General features: G+C 69.0%; 18 protein-coding genes and 1 tRNA gene. 12 read left to right on the top strand and 7 right to left on the bottom strand.

All coding sequences use genetic code 11. The annotated features are described in order from the left end of the window. The first annotated feature begins 155 nt into the window (after positions 1-155). Entirely contained in the window at positions 156-1,448 is a 1,293-nt protein-coding gene (locus IEY93_RS11795; protein WP_189163048.1) for an MFS transporter, read from the top strand. On the opposite strand, the gene IEY93_RS11790 is transcribed toward IEY93_RS11795, so the two are convergent. Further along, complete coding sequence (locus tag IEY93_RS11790) at positions 1,445-1,924, bottom strand: PspC domain-containing protein (RefSeq protein WP_229691057.1); 480 nt, start codon at positions 1,922-1,924, stop codon at positions 1,445-1,447. The two genes, IEY93_RS11795 and IEY93_RS11790, sit on opposite strands and share 4 nt — an antisense overlap. A gap of 226 nt (positions 1,925-2,150) precedes the next feature. Between IEY93_RS11790 and IEY93_RS11785 the strand changes: the two genes are divergently transcribed. Continuing rightward, positions 2,151-2,222, top strand: a tRNA-Lys gene (locus IEY93_RS11785). Between the two features lie 320 nt (positions 2,223-2,542). On the opposite strand, the gene IEY93_RS11780 is transcribed toward IEY93_RS11785, so the two are convergent. From IEY93_RS11780 to IEY93_RS11770, 3 genes are all read right to left on the bottom strand, one after another. Beyond that, a complete protein-coding gene (locus IEY93_RS11780) occupies positions 2,543-3,475 on the bottom strand; it encodes a zinc-binding dehydrogenase (RefSeq protein WP_308425749.1) in 933 nt (310 codons plus the stop codon). A 158-nt stretch (positions 3,476-3,633) separates the two neighbouring features. Beyond that, a complete protein-coding gene (locus tag IEY93_RS11775; protein WP_189163046.1) occupies positions 3,634-4,209 on the bottom strand; it encodes a GNAT family N-acetyltransferase in 576 nt (191 codons plus the stop codon). Between the two features lie 246 nt (positions 4,210-4,455). Beyond that, a complete protein-coding gene (locus tag IEY93_RS11770) occupies positions 4,456-6,399 on the bottom strand; it encodes a primary-amine oxidase (RefSeq protein WP_189163045.1) in 1,944 nt (647 codons plus the stop codon). 1,493 nt (positions 6,400-7,892) lie between these two features. Here IEY93_RS11770 and IEY93_RS11765 point away from each other — a divergent pair. The 7 genes from IEY93_RS11765 to IEY93_RS11735 all read left to right on the top strand — a co-directional run bounded on the left by IEY93_RS11765 (position 7,893) and on the right by IEY93_RS11735 (position 14,270). Further along, positions 7,893-9,461 (top strand): pyridoxal phosphate-dependent decarboxylase family protein, encoded by a 1,569-nt coding sequence (locus tag IEY93_RS11765; RefSeq protein ID WP_189163044.1) that lies wholly within the window; start codon positions 7,893-7,895, stop codon positions 9,459-9,461. Continuing rightward, on the top strand, positions 9,458-10,999 hold the full coding sequence (locus IEY93_RS11760) for a phenylacetate--CoA ligase family protein (RefSeq protein ID WP_189163043.1): 1,542 nt from the start codon (positions 9,458-9,460) through the stop codon (positions 10,997-10,999). Before IEY93_RS11765 ends, IEY93_RS11760 begins: the two co-directional genes overlap by 4 nt. 45 nt (positions 11,000-11,044) lie before the next feature. Next, positions 11,045-11,545 carry a DUF8788 domain-containing protein gene (locus tag IEY93_RS11755; RefSeq protein WP_189163042.1) on the top strand — a complete coding sequence of 167 codons (501 nt, stop codon included), beginning with the start codon at positions 11,045-11,047 and terminating at the stop codon, positions 11,543-11,545. 25 nt (positions 11,546-11,570) lie between these two features. Next, positions 11,571-12,353, top strand: coding sequence for a hypothetical protein (locus IEY93_RS11750; RefSeq protein WP_189163041.1), 783 nt, complete (start codon positions 11,571-11,573; stop codon positions 12,351-12,353). A gap of 39 nt (positions 12,354-12,392) precedes the next feature. Beyond that, a complete protein-coding gene (locus IEY93_RS11745; RefSeq protein ID WP_504739360.1) occupies positions 12,393-12,851 on the top strand; it encodes a DUF8788 domain-containing protein in 459 nt (152 codons plus the stop codon). Continuing rightward, complete coding sequence (locus IEY93_RS11740; protein ID WP_189163039.1) at positions 12,848-13,396, top strand: DUF8788 domain-containing protein; 549 nt, start codon at positions 12,848-12,850, stop codon at positions 13,394-13,396. Before IEY93_RS11745 ends, IEY93_RS11740 begins: the two co-directional genes overlap by 4 nt. Positions 13,397-13,517: 121 nt before the next feature. Next, positions 13,518-14,270: an MBL fold metallo-hydrolase gene (locus tag IEY93_RS11735; RefSeq protein ID WP_189163038.1), complete on the top strand. Its 753-nt coding sequence runs from the start codon at positions 13,518-13,520 to the stop codon at positions 14,268-14,270. Between the two features lie 63 nt (positions 14,271-14,333). Here the strand turns inward: IEY93_RS11735 and IEY93_RS11730 are convergent, their stop codons facing one another. Next, positions 14,334-14,972 carry a hypothetical protein gene (locus IEY93_RS11730; RefSeq protein WP_189163037.1) on the bottom strand — a complete coding sequence of 213 codons (639 nt, stop codon included), beginning with the start codon at positions 14,970-14,972 and terminating at the stop codon, positions 14,334-14,336. Between the two features lie 281 nt (positions 14,973-15,253). Between IEY93_RS11730 and IEY93_RS11725 the strand changes: the two genes are divergently transcribed. Both IEY93_RS11725 and IEY93_RS11720 read left to right on the top strand, forming a co-directional pair. Then, positions 15,254-15,787 carry a flavoprotein gene (locus IEY93_RS11725; protein ID WP_189163036.1) on the top strand — a complete coding sequence of 178 codons (534 nt, stop codon included), beginning with the start codon at positions 15,254-15,256 and terminating at the stop codon, positions 15,785-15,787. 70 nt (positions 15,788-15,857) lie between these two features. After that, positions 15,858-16,253: an SRPBCC family protein gene (locus IEY93_RS11720; RefSeq protein WP_189163035.1), complete on the top strand. Its 396-nt coding sequence runs from the start codon at positions 15,858-15,860 to the stop codon at positions 16,251-16,253. Positions 16,254-16,326: 73 nt separating this feature from the next. On the opposite strand, the gene IEY93_RS11715 is transcribed toward IEY93_RS11720, so the two are convergent. Together IEY93_RS11715 and IEY93_RS11710 are read right to left on the bottom strand one after the other, a co-directional pair. Continuing rightward, entirely contained in the window at positions 16,327-16,998 is a 672-nt protein-coding gene (locus IEY93_RS11715; RefSeq protein WP_189163034.1) for a lytic polysaccharide monooxygenase auxiliary activity family 9 protein, read from the bottom strand. A gap of 359 nt (positions 16,999-17,357) precedes the next feature. Beyond that, positions 17,358-18,200 (bottom strand): GNAT family N-acetyltransferase, encoded by an 843-nt coding sequence (locus tag IEY93_RS11710; protein ID WP_189163033.1) that lies wholly within the window; start codon positions 18,198-18,200, stop codon positions 17,358-17,360. A 316-nt stretch (positions 18,201-18,516) separates the two neighbouring features. Between IEY93_RS11710 and IEY93_RS11705 the strand changes: the two genes are divergently transcribed. Continuing rightward, a complete protein-coding gene (locus tag IEY93_RS11705; protein ID WP_229691056.1) occupies positions 18,517-19,899 on the top strand; it encodes a GH1 family beta-glucosidase in 1,383 nt (460 codons plus the stop codon). The last annotated feature ends 97 nt before the right edge of the window (positions 19,900-19,996 follow it).

The raw sequence follows: 19,996 nt of genomic DNA, 5'->3' as shown, positions 1-19,996 counted from the left end.
GTGGGTCGGCGCCATCCGGGCGTGATCCTGCACAGCAGTGCCTGAAAAGACGCTCGCGCCGACGAGGTTCGGCCAACCACGCGCGGACCCGGCACGGTGCGTGACATACTGAACACGGACTGTCAGGAAAGGCATAGTGAGCCCACCGGAGTCATATGGCGGCCACACGGCCAGGCCGGCTGCCCGGGCGGCACCGCCGCTCGTTCGAAAGCCAGGCGACGTACAGCGAGGTCATCGCCATTGGCGAGTTCCGAGCCTTGTGGGCCGGTCAATGTCTGTCCTTGCTCGGGGACCAACTCGCCCAGGTGGCGCTCGCGCTCCTCGTCTTCGACCGGACGGGTTCTCCGCTCGCCACCGCCGCCGTCTACGCCCTGACCTACCTGCCCCCGATCATCGGTGGCCCGGTGCTGGCCGGACTCGCCGATCGGTACGCGCGCCGCACGGTCATGGTCGTGTGCGACCTGGTCCGGGCGATCCTGGTCGGCCTCATGGCCGTGCCGAGCATGCCGTTCCCTGTGCTGTGCGTCCTGGTGTTCTGCGTCGTGCTGCTCAGCTCGCCGTTCACCGCGGCCCGCGCGGCGCTGCTGCCGGAGATCCTCGACGGCGACCGGTACGTCGCGGGCTCCGCCCTGCAGAACATGACGAACCAGGCCGTGCAGATGCTGGGCTTCGCGGCGGGAGCGGGGGTCATCGCGGCGATCGGCGCCTACCAGGGGCTCGCGCTGGACGCGGTCACCTTCCTCGCCTCGGCGCTGATCCTCGCCGTCTGGGTGCGCAGGCGTCCCCCTCCGGCGCCCGAGAACGGCGTCCACGCCTCCATGTGGGCCACGACCAAGGCGGGGACCCGGCTGGTCTTCGGTGACCGGCGGCTGCGCACTCTGGTGTTGTTCGCGTGGCTCTGCGGCTTCTACGTGCTTCCCGAGGGCATCGCCGTGCCGTACGCCGCGACGCTGGGCGGCGACGCGCGCGAGGTCACGTTGATCACCGGCCTGCTGATGGCGGCCATGCCCACCGGAACGGTGATCGGAGCCTTCCTGTTCAGCCGGTTCGTACCACCGGCGGGGCGGCTGCGGTCGATGGGATGGCTGGCCATGCTCAGCTGCGCGCCCCTCATCGGGTGTGCGCTGCGGCCTCCACTGGCCGTCGTCCTCGGCCTGTGGATCCTCGCGGGAGTGGGCGGGGCGTACCAACTCGCCGCCAACACCGCCTTCGTCCAGTGTGTGCCGCCCGGCCGCCGCGGCCAGGCGTTCGGGTTGGTGCAGTCGGGCCTGCTCGCCGCTCAGGGCGCCGGCATCCTCGTCGGAGGCGCCGCCGCCCAGGTGCTCGGTCCAGAGCCGGTGGTCGCCCTCGCGGGGGCGGCCGGGCTGTGCGTCGCCGCACTGCTCGCCGTGCTCTGGACCGAAACTCGTCACGAGATCATCGCCAGGGTCCGCGCCCAGGTGTCCTAGACGTTCGCCGGCGGCTCGTCCACGGGCGACTGCGGCCGGTTCCCGGACGTGGGCGACTGGGGCTGAGCGGGGGGCGCGTAGGGCGACTGGTAGGCGCCGTCGGCGGGACGCCCGTCCTGCGGGGCCTGCCAGGCACCCTGGTCGCCGTAGGGGGACGGACCGTTCTGCGGCGCCTTCGACTGCCAGTGCGAGGAGACCTGGTGCCAGGCGGAACCGCTGTCGTTCTTCTGCTTGTTGATCAGGTCCTGGACGATGGAGCCGCTCTTGCCCTCTTGCGGGATCAGCAGCCAGGCGACGGCGTAGATCCCCACGCCGAGGCCACCGAAGAAGGTGGCGACGGCGAGCGCGAGCCGCAGGATGTTGGCGTCGACGCCGATGAATTCGGCCGCGCCGGAGCACACGCCGGCGATGATCCTGCCCTGGCGGGTGCGACGGAGTTCCTTCGTGGGGTGACCGTGGAGGTTCATCTCGTTCATGCCTTCAGACTGCCCCGAGGCTCCTTCTCCGCACATCGGGATTCCCCCTGGCCGGACCCTGGTGACGCCCTGAAGCCGAACGGCGAGAACCCGCTGCTTGAGCCGTACCCTGAGAGGGCACCACCCGTAGTGGAGTCGGGGTCGCCCTGACGCGGCCCTTGCGCCTCACGAGAGGTGATAGGCAGTCGCGCGAGGCGCGGTACGCTCAGTACTCTGCATTCCATCCGGGCCGCTAGCTCAATGGCAGAGCTGCGGACTTTTAATCCGTAGGTTCAGGGTTCGAGTCCCTGGCGGCCCACCTGCGAAAACAGGCGTGTTGGGCCTTGCTTCGGCCCGCAGTACAGTCATCCGCTACAGCCAGCAGGGCCGGACCCCGTCTTGGGAGTCCGGCCTTTATGCTTCCGGCACCCATCCGACTGGCTCCTTGGCGTCCACATCGACGGCCTCTCGTCCGGCCTCCGGCAGGACGTGCGCATAGGTGTGCGTCCTCTGCTCGATGCCTCGAAGGACAGCGCCTGCGAGTCCGGCCCGGCAGGGGGTCGGGAGAGAGTGGGCGCCGGGACGGTCGGTCCCTTTTGCTGGGCTTCGGCTGTTCCTGCTCGAAGCGCCGCCGCTTCGTCAGATCAGCAGCAGGGTCTTACCTATGGCGGTGCGGTTCTCGATCGCCGCGTGTGCGTCGGCGGCGCGTTCCAGGGGGAAGGTCTGCCCGATGATCGGCCGGACGAGGCCGGCGGCGGCGTGGGACATCATCTGCTCCGCCCACCGCACCAGGTTCGGCCTGAAATCGAAGAGTTGCTCAATGCCGATCACGTCCACGCCCTTCGACCGTGCCTCCGCAGGATCGATGAGGGTGACCTCGCCGCTTGAGGCGCCGTGCACCGAGAACCGGCCACCGCGGGCCGTCACCTCGAACGCGGCCCGCCCGATCGGTCCGCCGACGCCGTCGAACACCACATCCGGTCCCGCGCCGCCGGTCGCTTCGAGCACTCGCCTGGTCCAGGCGGGTTCGGTGTAGTCGACCGCGGCCTCAGCGCCCAGTTCACGAATGACCTCAAGCTTGTGTGCTCCGCGGGCGGCTCCGATGACCCGAGCGCCCGCTGCGACGGCGAGTTGCACCAGCAGACTGCCGACGCCACCGGCGGCCGCTTCGACCAGGACCCACTCGCCCGCGCGGATGGCGGCCTTCTCGGCCAGTCCCTGCGCGGTGCTGCCATCGCTGTGCAGCGCGACCGCTTCCGGCAGGCCCAGTCCGTCCGGGACCGGGAACAGGTCTTCTACCGCGGCCACCGCCCGCTCGGCGAAACCGCCGGTCTCTCCGGTACCGGCGAGGACGCGCCGCCCCAGCCAGGCCGGATCCACCTGCGTCCCGGCCGATCTCACCCGTCCGGCCACCAGACCGCCCGGCACATAGGGCAGTGACGGCATGGAATGCCATTTGTCGATGCCACGCCTGATCTGTGTTTCGACGAACGTTATGCCGGCGACCGCCACATCGACCACGACCTGGCCCTCCCCGGCCACCGGATCCGGCGCCTCACCCGGCACCAGCACCTGCGGACCCCCGAACCGGACCACCCGAACCACCCGCATGCCGCCCGACTCCCATCAGGTCGCTGACGTGAACCCCGAGCATGCAACTTCAAGCAGGCTTGAGGTCAAGGCGCCGGGGTTCAGCCGGGCGGAAGTCGCACGGCAGGGGCTTTGCACGGTCACCCGTAGGAGATGGATTCCTGAGGAGCGCGCCGGATGTGAACGTGTCCGTCGTTGGGGAAGGGCGGTCGAGCGGGAACGATCTCGGCCAAGCCGTACCCGCACTTTTGCGCCACTCGGCAAGAAGCGTGGTTGTCGACCTGGTGGAGCAACCTGAGGCATTTCAATCCGTGCGGGGTGAACCTCTCGAAAGCCCAGGTCGTCAGCAACTCGAGAGCCCGGCCGGCGATACCTCGCCCGCGTACTGCGTGGGTGGTCCAATAACCTACTTCGGCGGAGTCTCCGCCGGCGACGTACCCTTTCACTACCACATTGGCCACCAGGCGGGGGCGGTCGTTCTCAGCCGCCGATTCGATGACGGCGAAGCTCAGCCGGTCACCGTCGTTCCAGCCTTTTCTCTGCAGCTCTATCCACCGCCGGGCGTCCTGTTCGTCATTGACGTGGAACCTGGTCCATTGGCGCATGACGGGATCGCGGTAGGCGTCGATCAACTCGGGAATGTCGTCTTCTGTCCAGAGCCGGAGCAGCAGAGAGGAACCCTCTTCGCGCGGGGGACTGTGAACTACGACGGTCATGTGGATCCTTGTCGTCTTTGCTATGGGATCTCCATCCTGCCCTCTCTAGCGGGGGCGGCGAGCATGCCTCATCGACGTGGACCAGGGCACCTTGGCGAGCCGGAACCGCGGCGCCCTGGAAGACCGTCAGCGGGCGACGACCATTTCAAGTCCGAGAACGAAGGCCCTTTCGAGGGCGTGTCCGCAGCGCTGCCCCTGGCCTTCGATGGGGCATGAGCCGCGTGCTCTGCTCGGGGAGCCGGTCTCTCAGTCGCCGTGGTGGTGGTGGTCGCCGCAGTGCTCGGCCTCGCCGGCGGGCACGTTCAGCGTGGGGTTGCGGTCGAAGAACCCGTACGGCGTCAAGGAGAATCCGGTGTGGTCGACGGGCATCACCGGCCAGTCCTCGGGCCGCGGGAAGTGGGTCACGCCGAAGGTGTGCCACAGCACGACGTCTTCGCCGTTCAGCGGCCGGTCACCCGCGACGTACGCCGGCAGACCGTCGCCTCCGGGGTTCTGGTTGACGAACTCGCCGGCCGGGTACCGCTCCTCGGGCGCGTACCGGGTGATCCACAGGTGCCGGGTGGTGAACGCCGCTCGCGCGGCGATCGACGAGGACGGGTCCGCCAGCAGGGTCGGGTTCTGCTGGGCGTGCAGTACGTAGCCGGTCGGCTGACCGAGCCGGTTGGTGCGCTCGGTGCTCACCACGTGCCAGGTCCGCCCGACCGAGGCGTCCGCACTGCGCGCTCCCTCGGCCTCGCTCTCGATGCGGGTGCGGGCGTAGCTGAAGGCGTTGCCGTAAGGGTTCTCCGGCGAGACCGGCACCCGGACCGCGTCGACCTCGTCGACCGCGTTCCGGAGGCCGTCCACCATCATGTCGAGGCGAGCGCTGAACAGGTGCTGGTGGAACGGGGCGCCCAGTCCCGGGGCCACTTCGCCGGCGTAGGGCCGCTCTCGCGGCCCGGGGTAGGCCGAGGTGAAGAGGACGCCGGTGAGCTTGGCCTCGCACTCGATCTTGCCGTCGAGGTAGAGGTACCAGTAGAAGCCGTAGTCGTAGTTGCCGACCGTGGTGAAGAACGAGATCACCAGACGGCGCTGGCGGCGGACCTCGGCCGAGTTCGGGGTGTAGATGTCGGTGTGCTTCCAGAGCGTGCCGTAGTCCTCCTCGTGCAGGCAGATCGCGTTGGGGATCCGCCGCACGGTGCCGTCCTCGTCGGCCAGGTCGACATCGATGTAGTGGATCTCGCCGAGACAGTCGCAGCCCAGAGTGAGCGAGTTCGCGAACCGGCCGAAGAGGTATTCGCCGGTGTCGAAGTAGTTCTGCCAGAACCGGACCGGCGCCGGGTCTCCGTACGGCACCACCATCTCGGCGATGGAGGCGCGGTAGACGATCGGCCGCAGCTCGCCGTCGTGGTCGGGGTCGGCGTAGGCCAGCTGGTGGAGCACCAGGCCCTCGCGGGCGTCGAACCCGAAGTGGAAGGACCAGTTCGCCCAGGAGATGCGGTCGCCCTCGACCTGGAACGACGGCCCGTCGGGCTGGGTGATCTCGATGGGTCTCAAGGTCTCCAACGGTGCCGGGCGCCCCTGTGGGAGATGGAATTCGCTCAGTTCTTCCGGCAGCGGGAGGACACCGCTGTCCAGGACCTCGGTCACCTTCCTCGCCACCAGGTCGACGTAGGCGCTCAGCCCGTCCACCGGGTGCGCCCAGACGTGACCGTTGGGGTCGGAAGTGGCGAAGCACAGCACCCGGATGATCCTCCTGCCCTCCTCGCCAGGCAGGTCGAAGGCGCCGGCGGACAGCGGCGCGCATCTCACCTGCTCTGTGGTCAGGCCGCGCCTGGCCAGCGCGTCGACCCAGGCGGGCTCTTGGGCGAGGATCCCATCGACCGACATGAACTCCTCGACCAAGATCGGCATCCCGCCGTGGGAGCCGTCGACGTCGGAGATCGCGGCCACCGCGCCGGCGGTGAGGTCGACGGTCACGTCCCAGGCGTCGCCGGTCGCGGTGTCGAACAGCAGCACTCGCGCCCGGCGGTCGGGCCTGGGCCCGGTACCGGCCTGAAACGCGAGCACCTCTCGCTTGTGCGGCTCGAGCAGGCCGACGTAGACGAAGCGGACGCTTTCGCCCGCCAGGCCGGCCTCGCGTACCAGAGCGGCGGTCCGCTCGATCTCGGTCGCGGTGAGGCTGGAAACCGGGGTGGTCAGGGTGGTCATGGGGTCCTCTCGGGTGGGGGTCGAGTCGAGGCGTCCGACTCGACGGTTCGAACGTCGGATAACGCGAGCACCGGATTGAACATCACGGACATCCGGCCGGTGCGGGCGGAGAAGAGCGTGACCGTATGACTTCGGCGTGGGTGGCCCGCGAGATGGTGCATACGAGGTCCTTGGCTTCGTCTCGGAGAACCGCCGTCGACTCGAAGGTGACGAGGGTGAACGTCAGCGCCGGTGCGGGGGAGCCATGACTGGATTCTTCCCCAGAGAAGCGGCGAGAGCGAGAGGCTTTGGCCGACGATCACCAGGGAGGAGCATAACGGGCAGAATGTCCGGAGTGAGCAGGTCAATCGTCCCGGATGCCGAGAGGCTGCGGGTATGCCCCGGGACACAGCGGCCAATTGTGGATTTCATGCCATGATAACGGTGTTCTTCGTGGTGTCCGTATCCCTGGAGCGCATTGTGGCCATTGACCGTTATGCTAGATCTCCGGATCCGTGCAGGCGGTGTTGACAAGCTCGACCCGAGTGTTATATCTACCCGGCTCGCACTGTTCCACTTTCCGCCGTGACCGAAAAGCGAAAATGCGCCACTCCGCAGGATCGGAAATATTCGAACATCATCTGCGGCCGATCTCCGCAAGAGATCGCGGCAGCGGTGCCCATGCCAGAGCGGGCGGGCCGCCACGCGGCGCCGGCGGTCGCATTGGTGCTCACCGCCGAAGACCGCCCCGTGGCTCCACTGGACCCCGCCGCCAGGCCCTGACCTCGGCGAATCATCCTCGAATGGATCGCGTCATGATCGAATCTGTGCTGTCGCGCCAGGCGTGTTCACTGTGGGCGACCTCACCGTCGACATCGCCGGCAGCACCGTGACCTCCGCGCGCCAGTGAACTCGAACGCCGAGTTTGTTGCAGGTTCTTGAGAAACATTCATATGCGCCGAAAAACCAGGACTAAGTGAACATTTCCGCACCACCATCACTACGTGTGACCGTGGCACGAATCTGCCATTCCATCTGCATCCGAGGACTTGCGTGAGCCCTGCCGTCGATGCTTAGGTGGTGCACATGACAAGCGTGCCGCCATGTGCGACAGGTGAGGGGAAAGCCGGAATCACCGCGCCTCACCCACGACAGATCTCCATCAGATCCTGATCGTCGACGACACTTTCGCGAAATCCGCTCGCGAACCGCTTGAACGTAGCTTCACCCGAGGGTCAAGGGCACCCTCGCATCATCTTCCACGGTCATCGATCGGCACTCCGTCCGCAGTTTGGACCGATTCAACCAGTCAAGACAGGACAAAGAGACACGAGTCCCTTTCGCCCTTCGGACGCCGAACATCTCTTCCATTTCGACGTTTCACCGCAACTCACCGCCTGTTCACGAGAACCTTCATGTGATCGCCCGGAAGCGTAATTCACTACGCCCGGATCACCGGCCGGACGCGACCATATGCGCGTTTCTCGACTCCGGATGAACTTGGAGTCCCCTCCGTGACGAGTTCGCTTTCCGATGTCCAAAACCCGAATCCGACGACCGGTGAAAGCTCCCAGTCACCCGCGCCGGCCCTCACCGCGGCCTTCGATCCCGGGCGTTTCCACGACGGCGCCGTTGACATCGTCAGTCGCCTGACGACGTATCTAGGCGACCTGTCGGTCCGGGGGCTCGACCTCCTCGATCCGGCGACGCTGCTGAAGGCCGCACGAGAGCTGATGACCCTCGAACGGCAGGGCATCGCCGACTTCGACGCCGATCGGGTGAACCAGATCGTCGACCTGTACACCGGAACCGGCATCCCGGTCTACTCACCCGGCTACATGGGACGGCAGTTCTCCGGCGTGGTGCCACTGGCCAGCCTCATCGACCTGGTCGGCTCGGTGGTCAACCAGCCCTCCTCCTTCTACGAGGCCGGGCAGCTCCCGAACGTCGCCGAGCGGCTCATGGCCGAGGAGCTCAACCACTTCATCGGCTGGGACCCCGACCGGTTCGCCATGGTGACCACCTCGGGGGGCTCCCTGGCCAACCTCACCGCGCTGCTGGCCGCCCGCAACCGCGCCTTCCCGCAGATGTGGACGGCCGGCGCCGGCGGCATGCCGGGGCGCCCCGCCATCGCGGTCAGCGAGGAGGCTCACTACAGCGTGACGCGGGCGGCGGGCGTGCTCGGCATCGGAGAGCGGCAGATCGTCCGGCTCCCCGTCGATCAGGCCGGGCGGATACGTCCCGATCTGGCCGCCCCGGTACTGGATGAGGCGCACCGGCGCGGCCTGCGGCTGTTCTGCCTGGTGGCCTCGGCCGGGACCACGTCGATGGGCGCGTTCGACCCGCTGGACGAGCTCGCGGCCCTGGCGCGCCGGTACGGGCTCTGGCTCCACGTGGACGGGGCGCACGGGGCGAGCCTGCTGCTGTCGGACCGGCATCGGGACAGGCTGCGCGGCATCGAGCAGGCCGACTCGCTGACCTGGGACGCCCACAAGATGCTGTTCATGCCGGCGCCGTGCACGTTGCTCTTCTACCGCGACAAGGCGGCGGCGCGTGGCGCGTTCCGGCAGCGTGCCAGCTACGTCTTCGACGAGGACCCGGACGTCTACAGCGCCTACGACAGCGCGGACCAGAACTTCGAGTGCACGAAGCGTCCAATGATCATGCCCCTCTGGACGGTCTGGTCGGTCTACGGCCCGGCGCTGTTCGCGCAGAAGATCGACCGGCTGTGCGCGGTGACCCGGCAGGCGTACGAGATCGTCGCCGCCGAGCCGGACTTCGCGGTGGCCCACGAACCGGAGTCCAACATCCTGTGCTTCCGCTACCGGCCGGACGGCGTGGATCCGGCGACGGTGCACCGGCTGCAGCTGGAGATCCGTAACCGGATCCGGGACGGCGGACGCTTCTTCATCTCCAAGGTCGACATCGACGGGGTGGCCGCGCTGCGCGTGGTGGTGATGAACCACCTGATCGACGCGGACCACCTGGCCATGCTCATCGCCGAAATCAGGGACATCGGGCAACGAGTGCTGCGCGCGAGCGCCACGGCCCGCCACGATCAGCGGAACGGGAGTCATTCATGACCATGACGGACCTGGACACCACCGCCTCGGCGGACCTGGCGGCCCGGCTGATCCCGGAGGAGGAGCTGCGGCCCCGCTCCGTGGACGACGTCACCCGGCTGCCCTCGTTCGCCGAGAAGCTGGAGGAGTGCGGGCGGCTCACCGGAACGCCCTACTGCGAGTCGCCGCTCGGCCTGCAGAACGCGCTGGTGTTCCGCCGCCTTCAGCAGCTCGTCGGCATCGCCCTGCTCAACCCGCTGTGGCGCGAGCGGCTGCACTACTACGGGATTCGCAGCGCCCCGGCCGACCTGTCCGAGTGGGAGCGGATCCCCCTCTCGGACAAGACCGTGCAGCGGGACATGTTCATGGGCGCGCGGGCCGGGATGGTCGTGCCGCTCGACCGTGGCGGGTTCGAGGTGGTGGCCAGCGGCGGCACCGGTGACGGCATGCCCCTGGAGATCGTGTACTCCCTGCGGGAGCTGCGCGACACCTATCGCATCTCCGGGGCGTTCATGGGCGCGTACCAGCTCGGCCGCTACCTGCGTGGCCCCGCGCCGCGCTGGCTGTTCACCACCCTGGCCGACTACCAGATGTGGAGCAGCGGGACCATGGTCGGCGGCGTGCTGTCCCAGGTGCCGGGGGTCAACTACATCGGCGCGGGACCGGTGAGCGCACCGGTGCTGGAGCACATGTTCTCCTACCCCGGCCACAAGGCGCTGATGGGCATCACCGCCGGCATCGCGATCCTGCCCGAGCTCGGCGCGGGCCTGACGCCGCAGGCCAGGGCGAGTTTCCGGGTCGCCATGTACGGCAGCGGCTCCCTGCCGCAGCGCAAGCGTGACGAGCTGGAGGCGTTCTTCCCCAACGTCTCGATCCTCAGCTACTTCGCCGCGACCCAGGCCGAGTGCGTGGGGCTGCAGCTCGACCACACCTCGCCGGCGCTCTCGGCCGTGCCGGGGCTGCACCTGGTGGAGATCGTGGACGAGCACGGGCGTGCCGTCGCCGAGGGCGAGGAGGGCGAGCTGGTCGTCACCCGGCTGCACGCCGACGAGACGCCGCTGCTCCGGCTCAAGCTCGGCGACCGGATGATCCGCCGCCCCGCCCTGGACGGGCCCGGGTTGCGCACCGAGCGGTTCGAGTTCGCCGGGCGTACCGCCGATGTGCTGCACCTCAACGACAGCCAGTACTCGGCGACGCTGGCCTACTCCGCCTTGCGCGGGCGGCTGCGCGCGACGTCCGGTGTCGACCTGGACCTGATCGCGCACGAGGTCCAGTTCCACAACCACCGTGAGGACCGGAGCCTCACCCTGCTGGCTGCGGTGGACGACGCCGAGGGCACGGCCGCGGCCGTCGAGCACGCCCTCGGCCCGAGTGGGACGCGGCGGCTGTTCACCCAGGCGCTGCCGAGTTCCCTGTCGCTCTTCAACGACCGGGAGGCGAACGCGGCCGCCATCGAGCAGATCGGATACGAGTTCCGGCTGGTGTTCGTACCGCCCTCCTCGCCGCGGATCGAGCGGACCACCGTCGGCAAGACGCCGCTGGTCAGGGACCGGGGCTGAGCACGCGGCGGCCCTCGCACCCAGGAAATCCGACAAGGAGCATCAATGGCAGAAAAGGTCAGCATCGTCGTGCTGGTCGACGCCGTCGGGGCGTTGTCCGACCGGACGCTGCACAACGGCAACCTCTCGCTGGTCGACGACAGCCCGGCGGGAAGCCGGCACCAGGGGACTCCCGACCTCATCACGGCGGTGGTTCCGGGACAGGTCGTCCAGTGGACGCCCATCCACGTGGACGTGCAGACTCCGGTCGAGATCGAGGCGATCGAGTTCCTGTCCGGCGTGGCCGTCCCGCCCTCGGACGCCCAGGTCTTCCCACCCCCGGGCGACCCGGCCGTGCCGCCGTACCCGGTGGAGTCGCCCGCCGTCGCGGCACCCGACGCCACGGGTTCCGACGGGTACGACAACCACGACCTGCTGGTGTGGGAGGGCGTCGTCCCCGACTACATGGTGCCCGGCGTCCCATACCGGTACCGGCTGTCGCTCAAGCTCCACGACGGACCCAACAGCGTGCTGCACATCGACTCGCCCGCGCTGCTGCGCGTGTGAGCCACGCTTCGCGAAAGGCGGTTTCATGGCCCAGCAACACGGGATCATCGTGCTGTTCGACGTCGAGAACGCGCTCCGAACGCGGTCGCTCGACGGCAACACCTACTGGTTCGACAACATGAAGTTCCTCGGTTCGGTCGGGGAGGGCACCGGGCAGCTGGTGACGATCGTGCCGGGCACCTACTTCCTCGACGGGTCGCAGGCGACCGAGCAGGTGCTGAACTGGCTGCCCGCGGCGCTGGGGGCGATTCCCCCGACGGTGCCGCGCAACTACCTGGCCGAGCAGGAGCGCGCCCACGACCGGCGCACCCTGGAGCAGCTGGCCGCGCTCGGCGGCGATGGCGAGGTGAGCAGTACCGAGGTCTCGCGGCTGCAGCAGCGGGTCGGCAGGCGTCCCCGCAAGCAGGCCGGCGGGCGTGGCCTCACCGCGGCCAAGCTGCTGGACGTCACCGGGAAGGCCACCAGCAGCGCCGCCGCCTACAACTACCCGGCTCCGGTGATCACCGACATCACCGGCCAGGCCGTCAGCGAGAAGATCATCTACCCGGCGCAGTACGGGTCGCCCGACATGGTCTACGACGGCTGGTACTGGGCCGCGACCGTGGACACGAGCCGGCCGGGCGTCTACCCGTACACCATGCACGTCCAGCTGCACGAGCTGGTCGAGCAGAACGACGAGCTGGTCTGGCAGTCCGTGGACCTGACCTGCGAGTCCAGCCTCAAGATCACCAGTGACCCGAAGCGCAACGCCTTCACCGGTGCCGGGCTCGGCGTCCTCCCCCTGCCGGCCGCCCCTCCTGCCGGCTGAACCGGCCCGCACCGGAGCATCTTCCAACGAAGGAGCCACATGCCCCCGAGGAGCAGACAGCCCGCGCCCCGGCCCGCCCGGCCTGTGACGATCACCGCGGTGATCGACCCCGTGGCCGCGCTGGCGTCGGAGAACCTGGACGACAACCTCTACCTGTACGACACCAACAAGGCCGCCGGGTCCTCCGGTTTCGGCACTCCCGAGCTGCACAGCCGGGTGCGCAAGGGCGACACCCTGCTGTGGAACGTGATCCCGCTGGAGTGCGAGACCTACGTGGCCCTCGCCGACATCGAGATCGACCCGCAGATCGCCGAGCCCACGCGCAAGGTGTATCCCGGCACCGACATCGTGTTCTGGACCGCCGAGGTCAAGCAGGACCTCACCAAACCGGTGCCGTACCGGCTCTCGTTCCTGCTCGGCACCGTCAGCACGCCGTTCACCCCCACCGCCCGGCCGGCTCTGACCCGGCCCGGCGACCAGGGAAAGGAAGGCCGATGACCCAGGCGTACGCGGCGACGGACTTCGCCGATCGGGGCCAGCTCAACTCCGTCCAGCTGAACGTGGTCACCCTCGTCGACATGGAGAAGGCCGCCGCGACGAAGTCCCTGGACGGCTGCCTCTACATGATGGACAACAGCGTCGGCGGGGTCGGGCAGGGCAGCGACCACCTGGAGACCATCTGCAAGCAGGGGCAGGTGATCAACTGGATCATCCGCCCGATCGACATGCACCGCCGTCCGGACGGCACCTGGCCCCCGATGCCGAAGATCAACAACCTGGTCTTCCTCGACATCGAGAAGGGCGACGAGGACGACGTCGCCGAGCGCCGGATCATGACCGAGCTCAAGGTCTACGGTGCTCCGGACCGGATGCGCGACCAGTACACCGCGGTCTACTACTACTGGGCAGGGGCGGTGATGAGCGACGCCAAGCCCGGGGTCTACCGCTATCGGTTCGTCCTTGAGCTGGAGAAGGAACACGGCACCGACAAGTTGTACCTGAACTCCGCCCACTACCCCGCCCTGCGGGTGCTGCCCGTCTGACGTTCCCGTAACGGCAACGGCTTGTCATGGCCGCCGCGCGGCGGCCATGACAAGCCGGGCCGGCCCGCGTCCGTTCGGCTAAGGTGTCTCGCAGGATGCGCCGCGGTGAACGGAGCTGCTCATGACGACCACCATCACCGTGATCGGCGGCCCGACGGCCCTGATCGAGCTGGACGGCCTGCGCGTCCTCACCGATCCGACCTTCGATCCGCCGGGCGATCACGCCGTCGGGCCGCTCACGCTCACCAAGACCGTCGGCCCGGCCCTCTCCTTCGCCGACATCGGCCGGGTGGACCTGGTGTTGCTCAGTCACGACCAGCATCCCGACAATCTGGACAAGCTGGGCCGTGAGGCGATGTCCGCCGCGCCGCTGACCCTGAGCACGCCCGAGGCCGCCGCGAACACCGGCGCCACTCCTCTGCGCCCCTGGGAACACCACGACGTCGGCCGGCTACGCGTCACCGCCGTTCCCGCCCTGCACGGCCCGCCGGGATGCGAGCCGATCGTCGGTCAGGTCACCGGCTTCATGCTCACCGGCGCCGGGTCGCCCACCATCTACGTCAGCGGGGACAACGCCTCGCTCGCGTACGTGGAGTCCATCGCCGAGCGGTTCCCGGCCGTCGACGTCGCGCTGCTGTTCGGCGGCGCCGTCCGCGTCCCCATGCTCGACGAGCCGCTCACCCTGAACGCCGCCGAGATGGTGACCGCCGCGCGCCTGCTCAAACCCCGGCACGTCGTGCCGCTCCACGTCGAGGGCTGGAGCCACTTCACCGAGAACCAGGCGGACGTGCACACCGCCTTCTCCGAAGCCGGTCTCGGCGACCTGCTCGTCGCCCCCACCCCCGGGCGAGCGATCACCCTGATGTCCGCCTGACGGCACGGAGCGGCGGCCGCGGATGCCGGTGCACAAAGCCTTCAGCCGGCGAACCCGCCCCCTTCACTCACGACGTTCGGAAGACAGCTCACCCACCAGCGCGACGTCATGTGTTCCGGCTCCCGCGCATCGCCAGACGACCATCTCGTCTTCCAGCTCGGCGCGCAGGCCCAGACCGTGCACGGAGCAGACCGGCCAGACTCCCCAGATCATCTCCATGATCACTTCTTGGGCGGCGTCGGCGACGCTCGCGAGCGCCCCCTGAGGGTCTCTTCCGGCGACGGGCCGAATGCCGTTGCCGTGGTGAACGCCGCGGAACTCCACCCACGCCTGATCGCTGTCATCCCAGTCGGGGACGACCAGCCGGAGCATCCCGGGAATCCCCGTGGCCCGGACGTCGCGCGCCACCCTCTTCAGCGCCTGCTCCAGCTCGGTCCACAGACCCGGTTCGAGCGCGAAGGTCGGCTCGAAGCCGCTGTCACGGAGAAGGTCCTCGCCCAGCCGGGCCAGGTCTCGCGCGGTCAGGTGGGCGGTGGCGCGTTCGAGGACCTCTTGTACGGCAGGCGTGCGCAAGCCCTTGTCGTAGAGCAGGCAGGCCAGTTCGACGACGAGTTCGGCATCGAGGCCGTCATCGCGCAACGCCACGTGAATCCGGCCGCCCAATTCGTCGGCGAGCCGTACGGCTTCCTCACGGGAGTGCATACCGCAAGTGTCACCCACCGCGGGACTCCGACCGGCGGCGCCGTACGCGCCGCCGCGTGTTTCCTTGTGCGGTGGCGCCCGTCATACGATCATTCGCGACGGCCGATGCCTCAGATCTCCTACCGGTGCTACTTCCACTGGTCACTCTCGGGAACGCCCTCTACCGTCTGTCCAGAGACCGAACGGCGGCGAGCAGCATTTCCTGACCGTCCCCGGCCGCCGTTCGATGTCAGGGTGATCGGAGATCCCGGCCAACCGGGCAGCCTGGGCGGAGTATCAGCATGAGCAGGATTCTGTACGTCATCGTGTGCGCCGCCGGTCCTGCCGGGCAGGTCGGTGAGCTGGTCGGGCCGGCGCGGGAGGCCGGATGGACCGTCCAGGTCGTCGCCACCCCGTCGGCCCTCGGCTTCATCGACGTTCCCGCCCTGGAGCGACAGACCGGCCGCCCCGTCCGCAGCCGGTACCGCAGACCGGACGAGCCAAAGCCGCCGCGAGCCGACGCCATCATCGTGGCCCCCGCGACCTACAACACCATCAACAAGTTCGCCCAGGGCATCGCCGACACCTACGCCCTCGGCCTGCTCGCCGAAGCCCCCGGACTCGGCATCCCCGTCGTCGTCCTGCCCTTCGTCAACGCCGCTCTCGCCGGCCGGGCGCCCTTCCGCCGCAGCGTCGACCAACTACGCGCCGAAGGCGTCCACATCCTGCTCGGCCCGGGACGGTTCGAGCCCCACCTGCCGAACTCCGGAGCCGACCCCACCGACACCTACCCCTGGCACCTCGCCCTGGCCGCCCTCCAAGCAGCGGTCGGCTGATTCGAAAGGCCTGGCCGGGGCACATGGCACGCCGCCAGGTTCTGTCGGGCGGGTTTGGCATGATGCCGGGATGGCTGTGGATTCCAAGCACATCAGTGAACACATCGACCGTCGCGCGGCCGACGTCTACGACTATGCCGTGGAGCCTGCGAATCTTCCGGAGTGGGCACCGGGGCTGGGCGACGCGGTGCACAACGTGGACGGGCAGTGGTTCGTGGAGACGCCGGAGGGCCGGGTCGGCCTGGCGTTCGTGGAGCGCAACCCGTACGGCGTCCTCGACCACACGGTCACCCTGCCCTCGGGTGTGGCCGTGTACAACCCGATGCGGGTCATCCCCGACGGGGACGCCTGCGAGGTGGTGTTCACCCTGCGCCGCCTCCCCGGGATGAGCGACGACGACTTCGCCCGAGATGAGGGCCTGGTGCGAGCCGACCTGGCCCGGTTGAAGCACGTGCTCGAAGGGTGACCGGCGATGCCGGGCCCTGAGCGGACGCGGGCCCTGGCGGGTACGCCCGCCAGGGCCCGGTGCGGAGGAGCGGTCAGCGCACGAAGTTCACGTCACTGCAGAAGAAGAACGCCTGGTCCATGTGCGAGGCCTGCCAGATCGTCAAGACCACGGCCCGGCCGGTGTGCCCGGAGGTGCTGACGTTGGCCGTGTAGGACGAGCCGGGGCTGTACCTGCCGGTCTTGGTGATCAACTGCAGGTCGCTCCACTTGATCGCCTGGGTCGTGGGGTCGAAGCCCTGGCGGGTGACGTAGACCAGCAGGTAGTCGGCGCCGTGGCTGGCCTGGTCGTTCACCTTGACCGTGAAGCTGTTGCCGATGTCGGTCGTCTTCCACGCGCCGACGGTGTCCATCGACTTGTACAACCCGCCCTCGGCGCGGCCACCACTGCAGATCTGGCCGTCCGGGATGCGAGCCGAGAACTGGCCGGCGAGCCCGTTGCGGTACAGGCTCATGTAGTTCCACATGGCGAGCGGATTGTCCTGCCAGGCCTGCCAGCACATGGGGTCCTGCTGTGCCATGGCGGGGTTCTGGAAGTCGTTGCCCCAGCGTTGCTGACAGCTGTAGTTGCGGTTGGCCGGGTCGCCGACCGCGCCGTGCGCGAAGGCAGGGGTGACCCAGGTGGCCAGGCAGGCCACCAGGGCTGTGGTCAGGGCCGCGGCGCGAACGGCCCAGCGGCGGGTCAGGGAGGCTTGACGTTGAGGCATGTGATTCTCCATTTACCGGTGGGGGACCCGGATTGAATGTGAACGCTCACACATATCGCCGCGATGCTAACTGACTAAGCCGAGTTTGGACATTGTCAAGCCCGGCTGACCGATTCTCCACAAGCCCTTCGATGGGTTCGGATCGCGTTGACCAGGACATTCGCCCGGCCTGACGGCTGTGCCCGCGGCATCGTTCGTGTACGTTTCATGGTTTCGCCGCTCTCCAGTCCTGCGAAAGATCCATCAGGGCGGAGAATTCCAGGCACGGCTCGGTGAACCGGCGTGGGATGCCGAAGGGGAGGTACGGCGGTCCGCCGGCGGTGGGTCCGGGACGGCTTCGCGTCGCGTTCCGGCGGGGGCTAGCCCAGGTCGGCGTGCGGCAGGTAGCGGTCGAGGCGGATCATGTCGTCGCTGACCATCAGGGTGTCCATGTCCTCGATGCGCCAGCCGGCGCCGAGCAGCACGGGCAGCAGCGGGTGCGTGCCCGGCACCGACACCTGCGCGAGTTCGGCGTCGGGGTGCGCGGCGATGGCCTGGAGCGCCACGTTCACACAGTCGTCGGGCGTGTCACCGCCCACCGGCCCCACCAGGACCTCTTCGTCCATCACCCGGGTGAACGCGTACCCGCTCCGGCCGGCCAGCACCGTCACGCCGGGCAGTCCGGCGTACCAGGTCAGGCAGTCGGTGCGGTCGCCGCCGGACACCCGGGCGTCCATCGCCCCGGCGACGTCCGGCCCTGCCACCGCGAGGGTGGGGTCGCCGTCGGCACGCGGCCGGCGCAGCCCGGCCAGCGCTCGCGGCGGTCCTTCGACGTCGAACAGCGGGCAGCGGGGGATCATGCCGTGCCGGACGTACAGGCCGATCGCCCGCTCGTCGTCGGAGGCGAAGGCGGACCGGGCGCCGTCCTGCGGGAACAGCTCGGCGAGGATCATGCGGCCCACCCCCGACGACTGGTGCTCGGGCAGCACGAACAGGTCGCCGAGGTGGGTGAGCTTCCCCCGGCGAAGCGTCCCGCCGAAACCCACCACCCGGCCATCGACCTCGCCCACCATCAGGTCCCCGAACGCCCGTTCGGCGTCCAGGAAGTCGGGCACCCCGGGGCCGCCCGGCCACAGGCCGAAGAGTTCGAAGCGTCCCCCGATGTCGCCGCGCAGGGCCGCCATGTCGGCGTCCCGCGCCGCACGGATGATCGGAACTGCCATTCGTTCCCCCAGCTGCGAAAACCCCCGGTCGTCCTCACCATAGCCCGGCACCGGTGATCTTCGGTTCCGCGGCGCCGGGTGGCGGCGGACGGCGCCGCCACCGCCTGCCCGGAACGGCCGGGACGACATCGCCCTGTCGATGGTCTTGACAGCGGGAGCATGACTCTCGCACGCTTCGACGGCCGGTACCTCCGAGCGAGGTGGCCGGTGAACGAAACGGCCGGGTCGACGTCACCGCCATCCGGCATCCGGCGGCCGGCGCCCAGGTCGATCGGCGGTCGTGAGGTCGGCCGGCAGTTGCCACCAGGAGGTTTTCGTGAGTTTTCCCCCCGAGTTCGTCTTCGGAGCCGCGACGGCCGCGTACCAGATCGAAGGCGCCGTCGCCGAGGACGGGCGCGGCCCGTCGATCTGGGACACGTTCAGCCACAGCCGGGGCCGGACGGACAACGGCGACACCGGTGACCTGGCCGTGGACCACTACCACCGCCTCGACGCCGACCTCGACCTGATGGCCGAACTCGGGCTGCAGGCCTACCGGTTCTCCATCGCCTGGCCCCGGATCGTGCCGGCCGGGCGGGGCGCGATCAACCCGAAGGGCATCGATTTCTACTCGCGTCTGGTCGACGGGCTGCTCGCCCGGGGCATCCGCCCGGTGGCCACGCTGTACCACTGGGACCTCCCCCAGCCGCTGGAGGACGCGGGCGGCTGGACGAACCGGGCCACCGCCGAGGCGTTCGCCGACTACGCGCGGGTCGTCGGCGCCGCGCTCGGCGACCGGGTCGACACCTGGACGACCCTCAACGAGCCCTGGTGCTCGGCCTACCTCGGGTACGGCAGCGGGGCGCACGCGCCCGGGCGTACGAGCAGGCTGGAGCCGCTGCTCGCCGTGCACACGCTCAACCTCGCGCACGGCCTGGCCATCCAGGCGTTGCGTCCGGAGGTGCGGCCCGACGCGAAGTTCTCCGTCGCGCTGAACCTGCACGTGTTCCGGCCGGACGGCCCGACGGGCGAGGCGGCGCGCGCCAAGGTGGCGGCGCTGGGGAACGACGCGTTCCTCGGGCCGATGCTGGAGGGCCGCTACACCGACCGGCTGGTGAGCACGACGGCCGGCATCACCGACTGGTCCTTCGTCCGGGACGGCGACCTGGCGGCGATCCGCCAGCCCATCGACGTGCTCGGGGTCAATTACTACAGCACCAACCGGGTGCGGATGTGGGACGGCTCGGGCGAGCTGGAGCGGTCGGACGGACACGGCGACCGGACGGCGTCCCCGTGGCCGGGGGCCGAGGACGTCGAGTTCCTCCAGCAGCCGGGGCCGCTGACCGAAATGGGATGGAACATCGACCCGGACGGCCTCGGCGACCTGCTCACCGAGCTGCACGAGCGGTACCCGGACCAGCCTCTGATGATCACCGAGAACGGAGCGGCGTTCCCGGACGTGGTCGAGGACGGCGCGGTGCACGACACAGGCCGGATCGACTACATCCGGCGGCACCTGCAGGCGGTGCTCGACGTCAGGGACAAGGGGGTCGATGTGCGCGGCTACTTCCTGTGGTCGCTGATGGACAACTTCGAATGGGCCTACGGGTACGCGAAGCGGTTCGGGATGGTGCGCGTCGATTACGACACCCAGCGGCGCACGCTGAAGGACAGCGCCCACTGGTACGCCGGTGTGATCCGCTCGCGCGAACTCTCCTGAGCACTCCCGCCCGCCGTCCGGTGGGCCGGGCCGGCGAACGCACCCTCAAGGAAGCACGCGGTGACCGGAAAGGTCGCCGGGTCTCCGCCGTAGGGCG

The organism is Sphaerisporangium melleum (assembly GCF_014646695.1).
Taxonomy (GTDB): Bacteria; Actinomycetota; Actinomycetes; order Streptosporangiales; family Streptosporangiaceae; genus Sphaerisporangium; species Sphaerisporangium melleum.
Note: the sequence above shows the minus strand (reverse complement) of the source record. Positions and strands in the feature narration are given on the sequence as shown.